Origin of the sequence: Mucilaginibacter gotjawali (assembly GCF_002355435.1) — a bacterium.
In the GTDB taxonomy this organism is placed as follows: Bacteria; Bacteroidota; Bacteroidia; order Sphingobacteriales; family Sphingobacteriaceae; genus Mucilaginibacter; species Mucilaginibacter gotjawali.
Genome location: NZ_AP017313.1, coordinates 4,438,119 through 4,456,542, shown reverse-complemented (window position 1 = coordinate 4,456,542; position 18,424 = coordinate 4,438,119). Strand labels below are relative to the sequence as shown.

Annotated in this window: 18 protein-coding genes and 1 pseudogene; 6 read left to right on the top strand and 13 right to left on the bottom strand. The window is 42.8% G+C overall.

The window, feature by feature from the left end:
* From kaiC to MgSA37_RS19610, 3 genes are all read right to left on the bottom strand, one after another.
* Complete coding sequence (kaiC, locus tag MgSA37_RS19620) at positions 1–1,734, bottom strand: circadian clock protein KaiC (protein ID WP_096354315.1); 1,734 nt, start codon at positions 1,732–1,734, stop codon at positions 1–3.
* A 307-nt stretch (positions 1,735–2,041) separates the two neighbouring features.
* The gene (locus MgSA37_RS19615; RefSeq protein ID WP_096354314.1) at positions 2,042–2,935 is read right to left on the bottom strand and encodes a DUF3078 domain-containing protein; all 894 of its coding nucleotides are present in this window, start codon (positions 2,933–2,935) and stop codon (positions 2,042–2,044) included.
* A gap of 48 nt (positions 2,936–2,983) precedes the next feature.
* Entirely contained in the window at positions 2,984–3,220 is a 237-nt protein-coding gene (locus MgSA37_RS19610; RefSeq protein WP_157750647.1) for a hypothetical protein, read from the bottom strand.
* A 35-nt stretch (positions 3,221–3,255) separates the two neighbouring features.
* On the opposite strand from MgSA37_RS19610, the gene MgSA37_RS19605 reads away from it, so the two are divergent.
* The 4 genes from MgSA37_RS19605 (at position 3,256) to MgSA37_RS19590 (ending at position 7,156) form a co-directional block, all read left to right on the top strand.
* Positions 3,256–4,632 (top strand): ferritin-like domain-containing protein, encoded by a 1,377-nt coding sequence (locus MgSA37_RS19605; RefSeq protein WP_096354310.1) that lies wholly within the window; start codon positions 3,256–3,258, stop codon positions 4,630–4,632.
* Positions 4,633–4,689: 57 nt separating this feature from the next.
* Positions 4,690–5,286, top strand: coding sequence for a hypothetical protein (locus tag MgSA37_RS19600; RefSeq protein ID WP_096354308.1), 597 nt, complete (start codon positions 4,690–4,692; stop codon positions 5,284–5,286).
* A 100-nt stretch (positions 5,287–5,386) separates the two neighbouring features.
* Positions 5,387–6,328, top strand: a complete 942-nt coding sequence (gene bufB / locus MgSA37_RS19595) for an MNIO family bufferin maturase (RefSeq protein ID WP_096354306.1) — start codon at positions 5,387–5,389, stop codon at positions 6,326–6,328.
* 24 nt (positions 6,329–6,352) lie between these two features.
* Positions 6,353–7,156 carry an HvfC/BufC family peptide modification chaperone gene (locus MgSA37_RS19590; RefSeq protein WP_096354305.1) on the top strand — a complete coding sequence of 268 codons (804 nt, stop codon included), beginning with the start codon at positions 6,353–6,355 and terminating at the stop codon, positions 7,154–7,156.
* A gap of 3 nt (positions 7,157–7,159) precedes the next feature.
* On the opposite strand, the gene MgSA37_RS19585 is transcribed toward MgSA37_RS19590, so the two are convergent.
* The 3 genes from MgSA37_RS19585 to MgSA37_RS29445 all read right to left on the bottom strand — a co-directional run bounded on the left by MgSA37_RS19585 (position 7,160) and on the right by MgSA37_RS29445 (position 9,186).
* On the bottom strand, positions 7,160–7,789 hold the full coding sequence (locus MgSA37_RS19585) for a DUF4142 domain-containing protein (protein ID WP_096354303.1): 630 nt from the start codon (positions 7,787–7,789) through the stop codon (positions 7,160–7,162).
* A gap of 102 nt (positions 7,790–7,891) precedes the next feature.
* On the bottom strand, positions 7,892–8,470 hold the full coding sequence (locus MgSA37_RS29450) for a divalent metal cation transporter (protein WP_262497457.1): 579 nt from the start codon (positions 8,468–8,470) through the stop codon (positions 7,892–7,894).
* Positions 8,471–8,517: 47 nt separating this feature from the next.
* Positions 8,518–9,186, bottom strand: coding sequence for an NRAMP family divalent metal transporter (locus tag MgSA37_RS29445; RefSeq protein WP_197706024.1), 669 nt, complete (start codon positions 9,184–9,186; stop codon positions 8,518–8,520).
* Between the two features lie 173 nt (positions 9,187–9,359).
* Here MgSA37_RS29445 and MgSA37_RS19575 point away from each other — a divergent pair, with 173 nt between their 5' ends.
* Entirely contained in the window at positions 9,360–10,838 is a 1,479-nt protein-coding gene (locus tag MgSA37_RS19575) for a PAS domain-containing sensor histidine kinase (RefSeq protein WP_096354301.1), read from the top strand.
* Positions 10,839–10,979: 141 nt separating this feature from the next.
* Positions 10,980–11,921: pseudogene (locus MgSA37_RS19570) on the top strand (IS256 family transposase, variant Zn-binding type); the annotation flags it as partial.
* Between the two features lie 207 nt (positions 11,922–12,128).
* On the opposite strand, the gene MgSA37_RS19565 reads toward MgSA37_RS19570, so the two are convergent.
* The 7 genes from MgSA37_RS19565 to MgSA37_RS19535 form a co-directional block, all read right to left on the bottom strand.
* The gene (locus MgSA37_RS19565; protein WP_096354300.1) at positions 12,129–12,431 is read right to left on the bottom strand and encodes a DUF1330 domain-containing protein; all 303 of its coding nucleotides are present in this window, start codon (positions 12,429–12,431) and stop codon (positions 12,129–12,131) included.
* A gap of 131 nt (positions 12,432–12,562) precedes the next feature.
* Positions 12,563–13,018, bottom strand: coding sequence for a helix-hairpin-helix domain-containing protein (locus MgSA37_RS19560; RefSeq protein WP_096354298.1), 456 nt, complete (start codon positions 13,016–13,018; stop codon positions 12,563–12,565).
* 99 nt (positions 13,019–13,117) lie between these two features.
* The gene (locus MgSA37_RS19555; protein ID WP_096354296.1) at positions 13,118–13,615 is read right to left on the bottom strand and encodes a DinB family protein; all 498 of its coding nucleotides are present in this window, start codon (positions 13,613–13,615) and stop codon (positions 13,118–13,120) included.
* Between the two features lie 392 nt (positions 13,616–14,007).
* The gene (locus MgSA37_RS19550) at positions 14,008–14,415 is read right to left on the bottom strand and encodes a putative toxin-antitoxin system toxin component, PIN family (RefSeq protein ID WP_096354295.1); all 408 of its coding nucleotides are present in this window, start codon (positions 14,413–14,415) and stop codon (positions 14,008–14,010) included.
* Positions 14,415–14,558, bottom strand: coding sequence for a hypothetical protein (locus MgSA37_RS19545; protein ID WP_232010689.1), 144 nt, complete (start codon positions 14,556–14,558; stop codon positions 14,415–14,417). Before MgSA37_RS19545 ends, MgSA37_RS19550 begins: the two co-directional genes overlap by 1 nt.
* A gap of 258 nt (positions 14,559–14,816) precedes the next feature.
* The gene (locus tag MgSA37_RS19540) at positions 14,817–15,620 is read right to left on the bottom strand and encodes a DUF4249 family protein (RefSeq protein WP_157750646.1); all 804 of its coding nucleotides are present in this window, start codon (positions 15,618–15,620) and stop codon (positions 14,817–14,819) included.
* Positions 15,617–18,376: a TonB-dependent receptor gene (locus tag MgSA37_RS19535; protein WP_096354290.1), complete on the bottom strand. Its 2,760-nt coding sequence runs from the start codon at positions 18,374–18,376 to the stop codon at positions 15,617–15,619. The genes MgSA37_RS19540 and MgSA37_RS19535 overlap by 4 nt, the downstream gene beginning before the upstream one ends.
* Between the last annotated feature and the right edge of the window lie 48 nt (positions 18,377–18,424).

The window sequence follows — 18,424 nt, the reverse complement described above, 5'->3', positions numbered from 1 at the left end:
TTAATTACCGTTGCCCGGGGTCTCGCCGCTTCTTTTTCGCAGCATCTCCAGGCGGTTTTCAGCGCTTACCTGTTTAATCAGGTCTTCCTCAACATATATTTTATTCAGTTCTTCTTCTGCAGATTCAAATTCGGTTTGCAGGCTCGCTATTTTTGCTTCCAGTACTTTCCTCTTCCGGTCTATCTCGCGGTCCTTCATGTTCAACGCATTATTTTTCAATATTTCACCGGTTTTTTCCTGTAACTTTTGCGCTTCGCGGGCTGATCCGGTAAGGATGCCGTCGGGCCCCAGGTAAACATCTACCAGGTCAATCCCATTATCCGTTATAATAAATTCCCGCACCTGGTTAGAGTGTTTCATGCCTCTTGATTTCATGATGTACATCCCCCTGTTACGCTCGCCGTTAAATTCAATATCGCGCACCAGCAACCAGGCGTCTACCAAAGATGAAACACCCTCGTCGGTTTGTTCGCTCACAATAGTGTTTAAACTAAGTGCGGTAAACATTACCGTGATTTGTTCCTCCTGCAAAAAGTCAATCAGCCTGATCAGCATAGCCTTTACCTCGCTTACCGAACCCACCGTGATCAGATTAGTTATTGGATCTAATACCACCGCCTCTGGTTTAAATCTTTTGATGAGCTTATGAATTGACACCAGATGCTGTTCGAGACCATGAAGAGTCGGGCGCGATGCGTGGAACTCCAGCAATCCATTGTCGATATGTTTTTGCAGATCCATGTTAATGGAACGCATATTGCGGATGATTTGCCGGGGCGATTCCTCAAACGCAAAATAAAGGCATTTTTTTCCCCTGCTGCAGGCTTCATTGGCAAAGCATGCAGCAATACTTGTTTTGCCGGTGCCTGCTGTGCCCGACACCAGGATGCTTCCTCCTTTAAAAAATCCCTGTCCGCTAAGCATTTTATCAAGTGCCGGTATGCCTGACGATACCCTTTCGGAAGATACCTCTTTTTCAAGCTTTAGGGAGGTGACCGGCAAAACCGAAATACCGTCCTCATCAATTAAGAACGGATATTCATTGGTGCCATGCATCGATCCGCGGTATTTAACGATCCGTAAACGGCGGGTAGAGATCTGGTTGATTACCCTGTGATCCAACAATATCACGCAATCCGATACATATTCTTCAAGGCCCTGCCTGGTTAAGGATGCACCTTCGCCGCGTTCGCCGGTTATAATAGATGTTACCCCTTTTTCTTTCAGCCAATGAAAAAGCCTGCGCAGTTCGGCCCGCAATATGGCCTGGTTGCTCAATCCCGAAAACAGGTTCTCTATCGTATCCAATACCACGCGTTTGGCGCCAATATTGTCGATGGCGTAACCAAGGCGGATGAATAAACCATCAAGGTCATACTCTCCGGTTTCTTCTATCTCGGCGCGGTCTATATGAACATAATCAAGTTTCAGTTTCTTTTCTTCTTGAAGCTTTTCAAGGTCAAAACCCAACGAAGCCACATTAAGGGCCAGTTCTTCTGATTTCTCTTCAAAAGCCATAAAAACGCCGGGCTCGTTATGGTCCAGAATTCCGCGCACCAAAAACTCTAACGACATCAGTGTTTTGCCGCAGCCGGCCTCACCGCATATAAGACTGGGGCGGCCCGCCGGTAATCCGCCCCCGGTGATTTCATCAAGCCCGGTAATCCCCGTTAAGGTCTTTTTAAGCTGTATGCTTGCCGGCCTTTTTTTATTGTTTTTAATTTCCTTTGTCATGTTATGATAAAGATATTTACTTCATTTACAACAGTTCAGCTTCCCGCAGCATTGTATTTTTTTGTAAATAATGCGGCGTGGTAAGGTTGATTTCTGTTAAATCCTAATAATAAAAAATTTGAAAAATTGTTTTTTCGCCGTGAAATTTTAGAAGAATTGTTACAAAGAAGAGATAGTTTATCAACTACGCGGGCTTTGCTTAAAACAATAGGATAGAGGGAATTATAGAAAGAGACAGCAAAAAAATAAGCCGTCACTCTTTTTTCTGCGGAGATATAAAAGAGGGACGGCTTACAGGCGGGGCAGTTTAGAACTTATAGGTTAAGCCTGCTCCAAATATTTGTTTTACCTGCAATAACGAATGATATGCAGTTAAGCCATTGGTTGTAACTGGTATTTTAGCGTTGGGATCTGCAATTAATTCAACACCTGCATTTACAGTAACCAGTTTGTTTACTTTCATGAAAATATTCGCTGAATAATCCGTGTAGATATTCTGTGGCTGTGAGCGATAGTTTGAAAATAGTTTTAAAATATTTTCGAAAGCGATATTTTTATCAAGGTTCACTTTATAGTAGGCATCAAGCGAGGCGCCAAATTCAAAAAGATGATTTTCGCCCGGTGTTACACCAAAAGCGCCAACAGATGCAAGCGAATCATTTTGTACAAAAGTGAGCTTTGCTGCCAGCGGAGATATATTTACCCTAAAGTTATCAGATTTTTTAAAGGCAAAGCCTGGTCCGAAAGTGAGGTACGCCGGGGCAAACAAGGCTGAAATTAAGGTTCTGTTGTTATTGCTGTCGTACGAATAACCATTGGTTAACTGTGTCTGGAAGTTGGCATAAAAAGTATACAGCCAATATTTGGCAGCTTTATATCCCAGCAAGGAGTTTAAAATAATGCGGTCATCATTTTTGCGCCAGCCCAAACCGGTTTGGTCGCTTAAGCCATAAGCCAGTATGGTTTTATTGTCCCAGCTCCAGCTGCCTCTTTTGTAATCAAAGTCATAATCAAAAATAACGTTGCCTGAAAAGGCATTAACACCGCCGGCAGCCCAGTTTGAAAATGAACTCTGGCTGATCAAAATCGTGTTTTGGCCATGGATCGTCCACGGGTGTATGGTGTCTTTAGGAGCGGTGGTTTGAGAAAAGCCTGCGAGTGATAAGCCTGCAAGTAGCAGAATAAGTAAAAATTGTTTCATAATGGTGTTGGTTTTGATTTTAAAAACGCCAAAAATAACAATTTATAATTATTGGCTCGTTTTGTTGTCCGTCGTGTTGTTCAGCGGGCTGGGATGATGAGGTATTGCAGCGCTTTGGCCGTTAATTTCCTGCGGGGATATTTGCAGTATTAAGCCATGTTTTTTGATCATTTCAAAAAACATTTTATTATTCATATGGCTAATAACCGCGTTGGTATATACATTAACCCCGTTGGTGTAAAATACCAAAAAGTATCGTTTTGGCTGGGTATATTTAATCGCCAATATCAATTATATATAACCCATTATAAACCTAAATTATGTTGCAAAATAAGTTTTTCAGTGCCGACAGTGAAGTAACGCCCGCCAACCTGGGCGAAGCTATACAGCAGGCCATCGAAATTGAGATCGCTACTATCCCCGTTTATCTTTACACCTATTATTCCATTAACCGAGTGCCCGATCAGGATGCAATCAGCGGTTCGCTGGTACAGGAATTGGTTAAAAGTGGCAGGCCTGTTAAAGAAGCCAATAAGATCGCATTAGACCTATCCGCAGAGATTATGGTATACGCCAATAAAGCCGGCGCCCTGATCATGAGCGTTGCGATTGAAGAGATGCTGCACATGGCACTTTCTTCAAACCTGAAGCAGGCCCTCGCAGGTTTGCCCGAGCTGATCGGTAAATCACCAAGCGTTTGGCCTGCCTGTTTGCCCGGCCACGAGCCGGAGTTTCCTATTAACAGGGCAAAACTGTCGCTGGATCAATTGGTTACTTTCCTTAAAATAGAAAGCCCCGACCCTTTGCCTGAAAAAACGCTGCTTGAGAAGGCAATCCCTTATAAAACCATTGGATTGTTTTATAAGATGATAATGGACTGTATTGAAAACAATGATTTGCCTTACAATACCCATTCGCCGCAGTTGCTGCCCGGTAATGCCTACTATGCCCAAAATAACATTGATACCGTATATTACGATAAAGAGCATAACCCCCATTTTACAAACGCGCCGGACAGCGGCGACCTGCTTTATGTAAAGGATAGGGAGTCGGCTATCCACGCTATCCATTGCATAGTGGAGCAAGGCGAAGGTTTCCCCGGTGCGCAGGGCTTTGATGCGGATGGCACGGTAGACTGCGGGAAAATGATTCCGGCTGATTATGATGATTTTGATAAAAAAGAACTGTCGCATTTTGAAAAATTTGCACAGATCTATTGTCACTATAAAACATTAAATGAGCAGTTTAATAAACTCGGGATCGGTAAAATTGAGATCAGCGATTATTTTGTTGTTAATGTAGCGAAAAACCCTAAAACCGCCGATTATCCGGCCCATATCCGACCTGTGTCTGAATTTTTGAACGGGGTATATACCTACTTATTTGTAATGGTTGAAAACTGCTACAAAAAATCGGGCAACACACAGTATGAGCTATTCATGTTCGGCATTCATAAATCGATGATATTTATCCTTAATTCGGTTTGCGGCGATATCATGAAGCTGAAATATAAGGTTCATGAAGATGGGAAGGAAAAAGAATATGTTGCCGCGCCAACGTTTGAGGATTATCCTTTCGGGCTGATTTCAAGCCCCAAATCGCAGCTGCTTGAACTTTATACAGCGGCTGTTGCAGTATACCCAACTATCAGCTACCTGGGTCAAAGGGTGCAGGATTTGCCGGATGTGGGGTTATAAACCGAATGGAAATTTTAAAAATGAAAATATTAACAGATAACAACAAAACGGCACATTATGGCTATCGTAAATTATAATCCAAATTTATCACTTTGCGGAGGTACCCCGCCAGCGCCGGCACCGGCTGAAGGCGCTGCTGCTCCGGCTGTTGCCACTCCATCTGTGGAACTTCACGTTTGCATGGGGTTAAACGCCTGCAAAGGGCATGATCGTAACGGGACAAACAATTGTGCAGGCACCGGGTATTGTGCTACTGCTACGCGACACAATTGCCAGACTTTGAATGATTGCCATGGACAGGGCGGCTGCGGCCTTTATGGCGATGCCGGGCAACAAATGCGCCCCGGTTCAAATGATTGTGCATGGCAGGGCAGCTGTGCCGTTCCGATCCAGGCAGAGCGATACAGTACTTTGGGTGAGAATACCGGGAAGAGCGTATGGCTGCTGGCCCGTAAATTATTTGAGGAAAGGATGATGAAAGCAAAGAGAACCGTTGGAGAGCCGCCATTTAAATGCGGGCCGCCTGAAAATTGGCTCACATCTGTATTGGGTTCCTATGATTCATGCGGCAACAGCGGCGACAAACGGTGTTCGTTCGGTTTCAATAACCCGGATGACCATGCTAAAGAGCTTTGCGAAGGAAAGAAAGAATAAAATAGTTGATTGAGTTGATTGGGTGAGTGGTTGATTAAGTTTCGCATGTCGAATTTATAATATTACGACTACTGCCTTTTGTATAGCTAAAAAAATAACAATGGTCGAAAAAAGGGATCAATATCGCGAGATAGTTAAAGCCCTGCCAAACCCGGGCCTGGGGTTGGGTTTAAGGAGTAAACATTTTAATTATATCCTTGAGCACAGCCCTGCAGTTGACTGGTTTGAAGTGATTTCGGAAAACTTTATGGATTCCGGCGGAAGGCCCCGCCATATTTTAAGGCAGGTAGCCGAAAGATACCCGGTTGTAATGCATGGGGTTTCGCTTTCCATCGGCAGCACCGATCCGTTGAATATGGAGTACCTCGGAAAGTTAAAATCCCTTGCGGTGGAAGTAAAGCCGCTTTGGATAAGCGATCATTTATGCTGGACAGGGGTAAACAGCCTTAACACGCACGATCTGCTGCCGGTTTTGCTGAACGAAGAATCATTAAAACATATTTGTTCGCGGATCCGCCTGGCCCAGGATTTTATGGAACGCCCGCTTGTTTTCGAAAATCCCAGTACCTACCTTACCTTTAAACAATCCACTATACCCGAGTGGGAGTTTTTAAAGTACATGGCCGAAGAAACCGGCTGCGGGTTACTGCTTGATGTGAACAATGTATTTGTATCGGCCTTTAACAATGATTTTGATCCGGTTAATTATATTAACCAATTGCCGCACGACCGTATTGTGCAAATGCACATAGCCGGGCACCAGCATTGCGGCGACTATATTATTGATACCCATGACCGTAACGTTGTGCATGAGGTGTGGAAACTATTTACACAAGCCTGGCAGCTTACCGGCGGCGTGGCTACTTTGCTGGAATGGGATAGCAATATCCCCGATTTTGACGTGTACCATGCTGAACTGCTAAAAGCAAAACAATATATGAGTGTGATGACCGCTTATAACATGGATACACAAAACCAGGAATTTAGCAGTACTCCGGTTTCAAACCCGGTTGATTTTTTAGTGAATGATTTTAAATGGTGAAGGAAGCCGGTTAATGATATTATAATGGAAACCAACAAAATATCCTTACCCCAGCTCCAAAACTGGATGCAGGGAATGCTGGTAAAAGGCAGCCCGTCGGCTGATGAACGGTTGGCGATAGAGGCAGTCGTCAACACATCCCGAAGGTTAAGTGCTATGCGGCATCTGAATATTTACCGGAGCAGTTATATTGCCCGGCTAAGGGCCTGTATGCAAAACCAGTTTGTAGCCCTGGCATATGCGCTGGGTAATGACCTGTTTGAATCATTTGCTGATCAATACCTTGATTCCTGCCCTTCAGAAAGTTATACGCTTAATACCCTTGGCGGAAAGCTTCCGGCATTTTTAGAACAAACACGGCCTGATGCCGGCCTGGAGCAAAAAGAAAGCTGGCCCGATTTTATGATCGAACTGGCTGGTTTTGAATATGCGCTTTCTGAAATTTTTGATCAGCGGGCCGCCCGCGACTGCACCATTTTAACGCCGGATACCCCTGATCATTTATTGAAACTTACCCCGGTGCTGCACCTGTTTAGTCACCGGTTTCCTGTTTGCCAGTATTACCTTGATGTTATCCGGCATAAAGAACCAGAGCTGCCATTTCCGGACGAAAGTTATTGCGCCGTAAGCCGCAGAGATTATAAGCTGGGCCTTTTTGTGATACGAAGAGCGCAATATCATTTTCTCAAAAGTATGCAGGAGGGAAGATCTGTCAAGAAATCCATGAAATACCTCGCCAAAAATTTCGAGTTTAAAATAGAAGATCTCGAAAAGATATGGCCCGAATGGAAAAGGAATTTTATTGCTTCCGGCTTTTTGAGCGTATAATAGCTATTTTATCCTGTCCTTAACTTTTTTTGCCATCGCAAGGTGATCCTCAATTTTTGGTAAAGTTTCTCCTGCAAATGTCCTGGTGTCGCCCTCGCTTAAATTCTTATAAGCATCCTTATAGTCGCTAACAGCGTTTTCATGACCGCTCACGATGGTGTTTATGTATTTTTTATCAAAATCAGCACCAGTTAATTTCCCCAAATCCCGGAGGCTCTTTTGATGATCTGCATTCAGTGCGGCGGGTAATAAAAAATTTGCACTGGCGGCTATCGCACTTATCCGGGAGTTGATGGCTTTGTGGGCTGCTACCATATTAATTGCCAGATTTTTTACATCAGGATCCAGCGCGTTAGTAGCTGCCAGTTCTGACAATTGTATTTCATATATACCTGATTCGTAATTTTTTACAAGGAATTTCGACGCATCTTCTTTTAAGCTCTTTGATGCTTTTAAACTTGAATCAGAGCTGCTGATCTGCGCCTTGTTAGCCGAATCGGTGGCAGCTATTTGTGCCTTATTGGTTGAATCAGCAATTGCACTGCTATCTTTCTGCCCTGAGTGACAGCCCATAGAAAGTAATAATAATGCGGTGCCTGGTAAGGTTAAATATTTTTTACTAAATATTTTCATGATTTTTTTATGAAGTTGATTTACAATGGTTTCATAACTTCAACAAATTAATCAGCCCTAATGTTTCGCTTAGCAGGTATTTAGTTATCAACCCGGATAGGTTTAGTTAAAAATTGTATAAAACATGGCAACCGCCGCTGCACCCATCGCTATAAAGGTTATCCATAGAATAGTCTTCGAAATCGTTTTACTCTTGAATTCTCCCATTATATTTTCATCCGATGATATTTTGAGAATTAAATACAAAAGGGGAACGGCTGCTACGCCATTTAATACAGCCGCGTAAACCAACGCCTTCACCGGGTTTACCCCGATAAAATTCAGCAATAGCCCAACAAGGGTCGCCGCAATAATAATGATGTAAAATCCTTTCGCTTTGTTAAATTTTAAATTCAGGCTGGCTTTCCAATTAAAAGCATTCGCCACAGAATAGGCTGCTGAGCCAGAAAGTACGGGGATGGCCAGCATACCCAGGCCAATAATGCCGATTGAAAAAATTAGTTTAGATAAAAAGCCGGCATGCGGAAAACTATGTACCAGCGGTTCTATGGCTTTCGCGGCATCCGCGGCGGTATTAATATTTTTTACCCCGCTATTATGCAGCACGGTTGCGGCAACAACGATGATACTCCATGTAGCAAATTCAGAGAAGATCATTCCAAAAGAATTGTCCAATCGCATCTTGTTGACGATAAATGTACTGATCGATGGTTTTCCCTTTTTTTTAATTAATTTTTTTCTTTGTCTTCTTCTACTTCCTGTGATGATTCCCAAAAAAACATGTACGGCGAAATGGTCGTACCTAAAACACCGGTGATTATGAAAAGAAAAGCAAAAGAAAATTCAAAGTGGGGGATAACCGTGGCCTTTAGAATAGTCGCCCAGGGCTGATTTACAATAAACACAGTGATAGGATAGGCCAGCAGGGTAAGCGCCAGCCATTTCAATATTTTAGCATATACCCGGTAATTGGTAAATACTTCGAGCAATAAAATTACAGTGGTGAAAAATAAGGTGAGCAAAATAAACGGGGCAGGAACCAGCAATTGTGCGGCTGCAGCCATGGCGCCAAGGTCGGCGCCAATATTAATGGTATTAGCTACAACAACCAGCCCAACAACCGCATATAAAACGCCCTTGCTGTATTGCTCCCTAACAATGGTGGTTATCCCTTTACCTGTTACCAGCCCAATCCGCGCGCAGGCTTCCTGAACTGCGATCATTAAAGGGAGCATGTAAAGGGCTGTCCATAATTGGCCATAACCAAATTGGGCGCCCGTTTGTGAATAAGTGGCTATTCCCGAAGGATCGTCATCTGCTGCCCCTGTTACCAGGCCAGGGCCGAGCTTTCGCCAAAAACCTTTAACTTTTGCGGCAATCTCGGTTTCTTGTTTCATGGAATCAGATTTGGTTGAATGTAGCTGTTATAAACAACTTTACGTAAAATATTCTTCATATTATGATAAAACAAGGATGTTAAAATATAGTTTTTATGTGAAAAATATTGTTTGTTAAAATACTTCGCATTTAAATTTGTATGTTTAACTATTGCGCAATTTTACTTTAACCCATGATAACCGGATCTTTCCCAGCAGATATTTTTCAATCTATTTTCGAAAAATCGCCTGGGTCATTGCTGGTAAAAGGCGATATACCCCGGTTTACAATAATAGCAGCGAGTGATTCCTACCTGCAAATAACTTCTCGCACAAGGGAAAACATCGTTGGAAAAGGCTTTTTTGAAGAATTTCCTGACAATGCCACGAAAGACGACGAAAACGCCGCCAGAAAGGTATTTACAAGGGTTGTTGAAACAGGCCAAAAAATTGAGGTCCCTGTTTATAGGTTTGATGTGCTCAGCAATAATACCGGCAAATATGAGCCTCGTTACTGGTCTTGCTGTAACACCCCAATTGCCGATGGCGGGAACAGGGTTGCTTACATATTAAATACCGTTGTAGACATTACAGAGGAGGTGATGGCCAAAGAAGCTGCCATTGAAAACGAAAATCGTTTGCGGCTTGCTGCTGAAGCCGCAGCGTTTGGCACCTGGGAACTAAATATCCAGACCCAGGTATTTAACTATTCGCCCAGGCTTGCCGAGATTTTTGGGCACCCGGCGGGCACATCCCTTGGCCTTTTGGATGTAAGAGCCCAGATTTACGCGGACGATATGGAGCATATTGTTGTCGACGCCTACCTGAAGGCCTTGAAAACAGGTAAATACTTATATGAAGTTAGGATAAACTGGCCCGACAATTCGTTGCGTTGGATAAAGGTGCAGGGAGTACTTGTTTACGACGAAAAGAAGATGCCGCTAATGCTGCTGGGTACCATATTGGATACTACCGAAAGCAAACGCGATGAGATCAGGAAAAATGATTTTATAGCGATGGTTAGTCATGAATTAAAAACCCCGCTAACCTCCATAAAAGCTTATTTACAATTACTCTCGAGAAAACTTGAACCATCAAATGATAAATTTATCAATAATGCCCTGCACATTGCCAACATGCAGGTGAACAGAATGACCGACCTTATCCACGGTTTTCTTGACCTATCGAAACTTGAGCCGGGAAAACTGAAGCTCAACCTCCAGGTTTTTGATTTAAATAAATTAATTGAAGAGATGATAGGGGAAACGACTTTGATCAGTCCGAATCACAAGATCAGTTTTAAGCCGGGGGAGTATTTAACAGTATCAGCCGACAGGGAAAAAATAGGGCAGGTGATCACTAATTTTTTAAGCAATGCTATTAAATATTCAAATAAAGGGAGTGAAATTATCGTAAGCTGCCAACAGCAGGCTGGGGGTGTGCAGGTAGCCGTTAAAGATGAGGGTTTTGGCATTAAACCTAAAGACCAGGAAAAATTGTTCCAGCGGTTTTACAGGGTCGAGAGCTCGAGGATGAAAAATATTTCAGGTTTTGGCATTGGCCTTTACCTTGCCAGCGAGATCATTCAGCGGCATAAGGGCAAAATTTGGGTGGAAAGCGCTGAGGATATGGGATCTACCTTTTATTTTAGTTTGCCATTGCATAACAAATAATAGGATAATGTGGTCAAAAATGGTTGGTAAAATCATTGTAACTAACAGACTATCAAATAAATACATTAAGTTAATTGAAAATGGTTTCAATTGACTTTTTTCGTTTATGAAAAGTGTTAAAAAAACGCGTGTTGGGCCTGCGGTAGCCTGACAGTTATTGGCTGGGGTAAACGCAATGACAGGCAGCGGTTTAAGTGCAAATCCTGCGGCATGATGTTTACCCGATCGAACTCCGGGGTCGCTTACAGCAATCAATTTATTTGGTTTGAGAAGTGGGTCAGCGAGCGGCAGGTTTATAAATACCTGGTTCGTGACAGTGGATTATCGCAAAGCAGCATACAGCGCTTGTTCCATTATTACCTGGAGCAGGCACCTGAAGTACGGATTAAAAGCAAGGTAAAGGCACACCTGCTGATTGATGCAACTTACTTTCCAAACGATCTTTGTCTTGTGCTTTACTACGATCATGATATCCGTTATACCCAGCTTTACCGGATGACTGATCAGGAGCGCTATGAACAAATGCAGGAGGATCTGGAGAATCTAAAGAAGCTTGGTGTTAATATAGCTAGTATCACCTGCGACGGACACAAAGCACTATTAAAAGCTATCCGTAAAGTCTATCCAAATGTATTGATCCAGCGCTGCCTGGTACACATTAAACGCCAAAGCCAAACCTGGCTTACAAAGAATCCTAAGGCTCCGGTTGCACAGCAACTGTTATACTTATCCAAACAAATCACTTATTTAAGGACCTATGAACAAAGCAATCAATGGCTGGCAGATATTTACCACTGGTATGAAAGAAGTAAGTTCTATGTTAATGAGAAAGCATTTAACCCGGATACCGGCAGATATTGGTACAGGCATAAGATGCTGCGTCAAACGGCAAGCCTGATTATTAAAGCGATACCCAATATGTTTCACTACCTGGATGATCCGCAAATTCCTTATACTACCAATCGCCTTGAATCATTCTTCGGACATCTGAAAGAAAAGCTCGACGTTCATCGCGGCCTGCGGCCAAAAGCCAAACGAAACTTCATCAAATGGTATCTGCATTTTAAGAATAACGGTAAATGAGTTTTCTTAGCCATTGGAGGAACCAGCCAATAAAAAAAGCCGGTCCGATGATTCGGAGCGGCTCTGGCTTTATTCCTGTAAATCAAATTGCTGACAAGTTGCCCTCCGGCAGCGCCTGTTTCCTCTTCTGATCTACAAGGCCTATTTAATACTTTTTCTGCAAATTATCACCAACCATTTTTGACCACATTACCAATAATAGATACATTATATTTCTGCACCTTCTATCAAAATTACCTTTTCAATAGAGTTATTTTTAAGCGCCATGGCTGCCAGTCGTTTAGGGTCGTTTTTATAATTTTCAAAATCAACCTTACTACCAAAGCTGACAAAATGAATTTCGTAAGGCAACTCACCGTTCATTTCGACTACACAGTTTTTATCCGGTCTGAGGCGATAGATCAGCTTGCCATTATGATCATTTAAAAGTGGTAATACCTTTTCTTCAAAAGCATTAAAATCTGCCTCAGCACCTTTTTTTACAAAAATAAGCTGCGTGTAGTAGATCATATTGGTTAAGAGTCGAGAGTAAAGAATCAAGAGGCAAGAGCCAAGATAGGAAATAGAAGAGCAATTTGGCAATTATATTTATTAACTGAAACAGTTTCTCCTTCCTGGCTCTTGATTCTTTGCTCTTGACTCTACGCTTCATGCCATGCGTTAACAGGCCGGTCGGGAGGGTAGCCGTGTTTTGCGCGATACGCTTTTCTGTCTGCGGTAAAATCCCACCAGTTTTTATTGCTGCCGCGATGTTTTGCATAATGCACCACCAGCCAAAACTGGTCCTCCACACATGGATCTGTCCAAAAGCCTTGTTTTCGTTCCAGTTCATTAAGGAGGGCAGGGCCTTCTTTATCAAGAAAGTCATCTATTGAGTAGTAACCCAAAGAGATCAGATCATGAGCAAATTTCGGCCCTACGGAGGGTATACGCTGGAAAGCGATTAAGGCGGCCACCTCGCTGGCTCTTTGTTTGTCCGAATTTATCAACGCACTAACCTCGTCGGGGGCATATTCAGCCAGTCGGTTTATTTTTACCCCTTTTTGTTTTAGCTGTTGCTTTTCTGATGCGGTTAAATCCAGCTTAATTGTTTTCATAGCATAAAAATAATTAAGAAAAACCTAAGACTTACGAAGTTTTAGAAACTTCGTAAGTCCCACTCTTCAGGTTCCTTGTTCTTGGTTCTTGAATCTTTCTTAAAATCCTGTCTCATCAGCACTTGGCCCGTAGCTGCCCGGGATGGGAATATCCAGCAGACGCAGAAAAACCCCTAATTGTGCGCGATGATGAACTATCTGGCAAAAAGACACGCGGATCAGTTCGGCTTTTGTCAAAACCATATAAACCTGGTCGCCGTTTCGCATGGTCCAGGTTGGCAGCAGGTCGGGCTCGGTTGCTTTTTCCAGGTGGGCATACCCGTTGGCGTATGACTTTTCAAACAGCTGCAGTAATTCTTCGGTATTATCAACCGGGGTAGGGTTGTAAGCATTCGCAGCAAAATCAAGTTCGTCCGTGGTTAGCCCCATAGCTACCCAGTCAGGGATTTCGGCAATGTGGGTGGCCAATTGTCTTATCGTCATACTTCTTTCGTGCGGCTGCCAATCATATTTATCATTGGGTACGCGGCTGAGCATTTTGCGTGTAGTTTCCGCTTCCTGGCGCATTTCTTTTAATAACATTGGGATGATGTCCATAGCTTTGTTGTTTTTAATTGTTAAACAAAGTAAGCATGCGTTAATGACAGCCCTATGTCAGCAGGATTTTTTAAAGTACGATTTATTAAAATAATGAATATCGAATGCTGAATAATGAACGCCGAAGCCTTTTCTTCAGCATACAATATTCGGTGTTCGCTATTATTGTCGGTCACCAGATTACGGCCACTTTTCGACTTCGGGCCTTGTTAGTGTTAGTATACGAGGAACGCCAATCATTACGAATTTTATACGACTATACTCGAGAAATTTTCATAAGTGCTTTAATTGGATGTCTCCAATTTTTAACGATTTAGAGCTATTCGTTAGATTTTAAGGGCATAATTTTCTTTACATCAATAAAAGAGTCCGGCATTTGTATTTTATCGGGATTAATCTAAGATGACCTTTTTAAAAGCGTCTAATGAAATCACATTAAACCTGGGGAATTGTACCTCTTTCAATATATCAAAATGCCGGTCAGCAGTGATTAAATAATCCGCATTTCCGGCAACAGCCATATCGGCGAATTTATTGTCATCAAAATCATTATGCATCAACTCCCATTTAAAAAAGGGCTCTGAAAATGTGACATGCGGTGAGGTGCTCAGGATAGAGTAAACAACCAGGGCGGTACTTTCTGAATAAATGTCCGTTAGCTTTTCAATATACTCTGTAAGTATTTCATTGCTGATCAGCCATTCAAATTTTCCGGTACGGAAAGCTTCATAAAGCCAATAATAGTTGCCTTTGGGTGGTATCGAAGCAATCAGGCAGTTGGTGTCGATAACCACCCGCATTAACTTTCAGCGTTTAGCAAATTGTCAAGGTCCTCGGAAGTATACCCCTTTTCCGCGATAACTTTAGTAACTTCATGCTTTAAGATTTCGGAATAATGATCCACCAGCAAATTCCTGATCTCCAGTGTTTCTTTTTCTGACATGGGCCTGTTAAACAAACGGAGCAGACTTATCTGTACAGGATTTAATTCGGTATGTTGATTCAATGCGACTGCCATAACACGATATTTATGTTAACAAATTTACAAAAGTTTGGGTGTAAATAGCAATTATCTAATTTTATGGTTCGCTTAAAGTCACAATTTTCTTGCACTTCTCAATAAAGGAGTTCGACATCTGAACCTTATCGGTTTATTCCGAAATCAACATGGCACCTTAATAATTTGTGGATTGGTGCTGCATTATAGCAAATTAAAACTCAGTGTATCTGCCTGCATAGCCGTAAAAATCCCATAGCCGTTAACTACATTCGTTGGGATATTGGTAAGGTTTTGCGATGTAGAGTTGCTGGTATTGCTTTTTATCAGGTCGATAAATTCCTGGTTAACCCGAAGCAATGTTACGGTATAATGGCCGTAATAGCTGAAAGTAGCCTGCGTTAAATTGTAGTAAGAAGCACGGTTCGTATTTAATTCGAAATTTGCCGACCTGCTTCCGCCAAAACTGCTGAGTGGAAAATCGGCGCCATTCTTATTGTAAAAAACCAGTACATGATTCAAAGAATCGGGATTATCCCAGGTCAGTTTATCAATAGTGGTATTAGATGTGTTGGGATCAGAAGTTGTTGTACTTGAAAGCGTTACCGTACCGTATTGCGTTGCAAAATTGGTTGGTTTACCCGGCATAACGGTTTTGGCCGAAACGGCGTAGGTAAGGTAATTAAATTGAAGCGTATAGGTCTTGCCTTCCGCCAGGAAAGTTTGATCGCTGTAGGTATAGGTGCCTTTTGGCGATTCGGTTAACTGTACTTTTGTGCTGCCATCTGATACATAAACCTGCAATCCGCTTATGGCGGCGCCATATTTAGCTGTATCGGTAAGCGACTTTTGCTGGTAAAGTTTTATGCTCAGCGCATGCCCCGGCATAAGGTAGCCCTCAACAACCGGAAGGTAAACGCTGTTATCGGTGCTTTCTTTTTTACAGGCGGTAATTATGATAGCGGTAAAACTTAAAAATAGCGCCAGGGTTAATAATTGTCTTTTCATTTCCATCTTAAGCTTAGTGTAATATTGGGGGTAAAGCCCAGGTAATTAACATCGGTGGTAATAGCCGCGTAATTTTGCAGCTGGTATTCACGATACCAAATATTGGTATGGTTGTAAACATTAAAAAGCGAGAGGCCGATGCTGCCAATTTTATTCCCGTTTATTTTGATCAGGTCATAGGTGGCCGAAAGATCTAACCGGTGGTAATCCGGGTAACGCAGGGCGTTTTTGCCGCTGATATTAAAGGCAGTTGAGGTATTTCCGTCGGGCGAGGTGATGGTGTAGCTTGACAGCGGCGCAGTATACGGATGCCCGGTACTGAAAATAAATACGGCCGAAAAATTCCACCTGTAATAATGGTACATATTGATGGCCTTAAATTCGTGCCTGATATCCTGGTCTGCCGGATAATAGTTAGTGCCGAAAATAGAAAACTTGTTTTTAGCATCAGCAAGTGTATAGCTCAGCCAGCCTGTATAATTTCCTAATTTTTTTTGCAGCAATATTTCTATTCCTTTTGCCCTGCCCGTTCCGGTATAAAAATCCTGCTCAACCGAGCTGACAGTTCCCGGCCCCATTCCTGTTTGCCTGATGGTATATTGGGTTAAGTTGGAGAGCGCTTTGTAATACCCCTCTACATCTATCAAAAACTTATCGTTTTCGTAGCTGATACCCGCCATATAGTGCTTCGCTTCGCTCACCGGTATATTGCTGTTATTGGATAATACCCAGAAACTCCTGTTGCCGTTTACAATATCCTCCCGCGTAACCTCATTCATATACTGGTAAAACTCCCCGGTAGCGGCTTTCAGTGTGTAATTTTCATTAATAACATAGCTCGCAGATAAACGCGGCTCAATGTACAACTTGCCTGTCGGCTGGAACCATGTATCACGAATGCCGGGTTGCAAATGTAGCTTGTCAGTTGGCTCAATTTCCAGTTCGGCATAAGTGCCGCCCGAAAACGCGCTGTTATGCTGGTTGATCAAAATGCTGGTATCATTTTGGATATAGCCGTAGTTGATTTTCTGAAAATTTCCGAAACCGCCATACAGCAATTTATACTTATTATTGATCTGCCATTCCCATTCCGACTTTACGCCAATATCATGCAGGTTGTTTTTTTCGGAGGTGCCGTTAGCAAAGCTGGTTGTATTGCCGTTACTATCCGTTGAAGTGCCTGAAGTTGAACGAACCCGGTCGTTAAAATAGGAGGAATAAGTAATATAGGTATTTGAATGCACCTTTTTGTTCCACTGGCTGAACCATTTGATGCTGCTTCCGGTATTACCATATTTGGTATAGTCTGTAATATTGATATTACCGGTAGTTGAGCTTAAAAACGAGGGTATTTGCAAAGCCCTGCTATTATCGGTTTTATCCTCTCCGTTATAAAAACTCCAGGTAAACGAGTTGGTTTTATTTATGCGATAATTATACCTCACGTCAGCATCGTAAAAGTGAGAGGCAGGTGTTGTTGATTCTCCAAAGCCGCCTCCTCCCGGTGGCCCACCAGGACCGCCACCACCAGGACCGCCCTGTACCGTTGACGTATTGAACTGCTTGAATATTTTATCATACAAAGGGCCCTGGTACGACCGCCGGAAGGCGAGCAAGAGAGATGATTTGTCGCTTAAGGGCAACTCGGCAAAGGCATTTACACTTAGTAAACTCAGATCTACACCAAAACTGGCCTGGTTGTGGTTGCCGTCTTTCCCGTTGATCTCGGTAACGCTGGAGAGCCTGCCGCCATAAATGGACGAGAAACCGCCTTTGTATAACTGTACATCCTTAACTGCATTGCTGTTAAATGCGCTGAAAAACCCGTAAAGGTGATCTACCTGGTAAACCGTAAACCCATCAAAAACAACCAGGTTTTGGTCGGGTGTGCCGCCGCGTACATAGGCGCCTGATGAAGATTCATTGGTGGCGCTCACCCCCGGCATCAGCTGAAAGGCCCGTAAAATATCCTTTTCGCCTATATTGGGCAGCTTATCCAAACTGGCGGGCGTTAGCTGTAACACGCCAACTTTTTTAGTGTCAGTATTCATAACGCCGCTTTTTCTGCCCAAAACTGTCACTTCATTTAATGTGTTTAATGCCTTAAACATTCCGAATACGAGTTCGGTATTGATGTTTTTGGCATTAAGCCTGATATAATCGGTTTGATAGCCCGAAAAGGAAGCCTCAACCACGCAGGTGTCTGATGGAATATTAAATAAGGTAAAATTACCGTCGGTGTTGGTTGAGGTGGTAATGTTGGTATTGCGGATCTTTAAAGTAGCTGAGGGCAGCGACTCGCCTGTTGCCTGGTCTATCACCTTCCCACCAATGCTGAAAAGATAATGCATGGGCGGAGCCTTTGGTTCTTCTATCAGCGGTTTTACATTGCCCAGCCGGGTTTGTTTCAACCTGTTTAATTGTTTCAGCCGGGCAAGGTCATCTGTGTTTTGCAGGATGTAGATGGTTCCGTCTGACTCTATCCAGTAATGCAGGGCATTATCACTGCAAACTTTGTTCAATACGGTTTTGAGCGATTCATTAAAAAAGTGTTCAGCAATATCAAACTTACTCACCGAATCCCGCTCAAAAACAATGTTCAGATGATAATTAATGGATAAAGTATCCAGCAACAGATCAAGTGAACAGGTATAAAAATGGTCGATATTGGTTTTGTCGATGATTTTTTGAGTTTGCTGTGCAAATGTGGTGCAGCCGAACCCGGTAAATAAAAATACAAGTATCAGTTTCTTCATCCGGTTAGTTTCTATCCGGACGAAAGTGCAGCTTGTTTATAACGACGG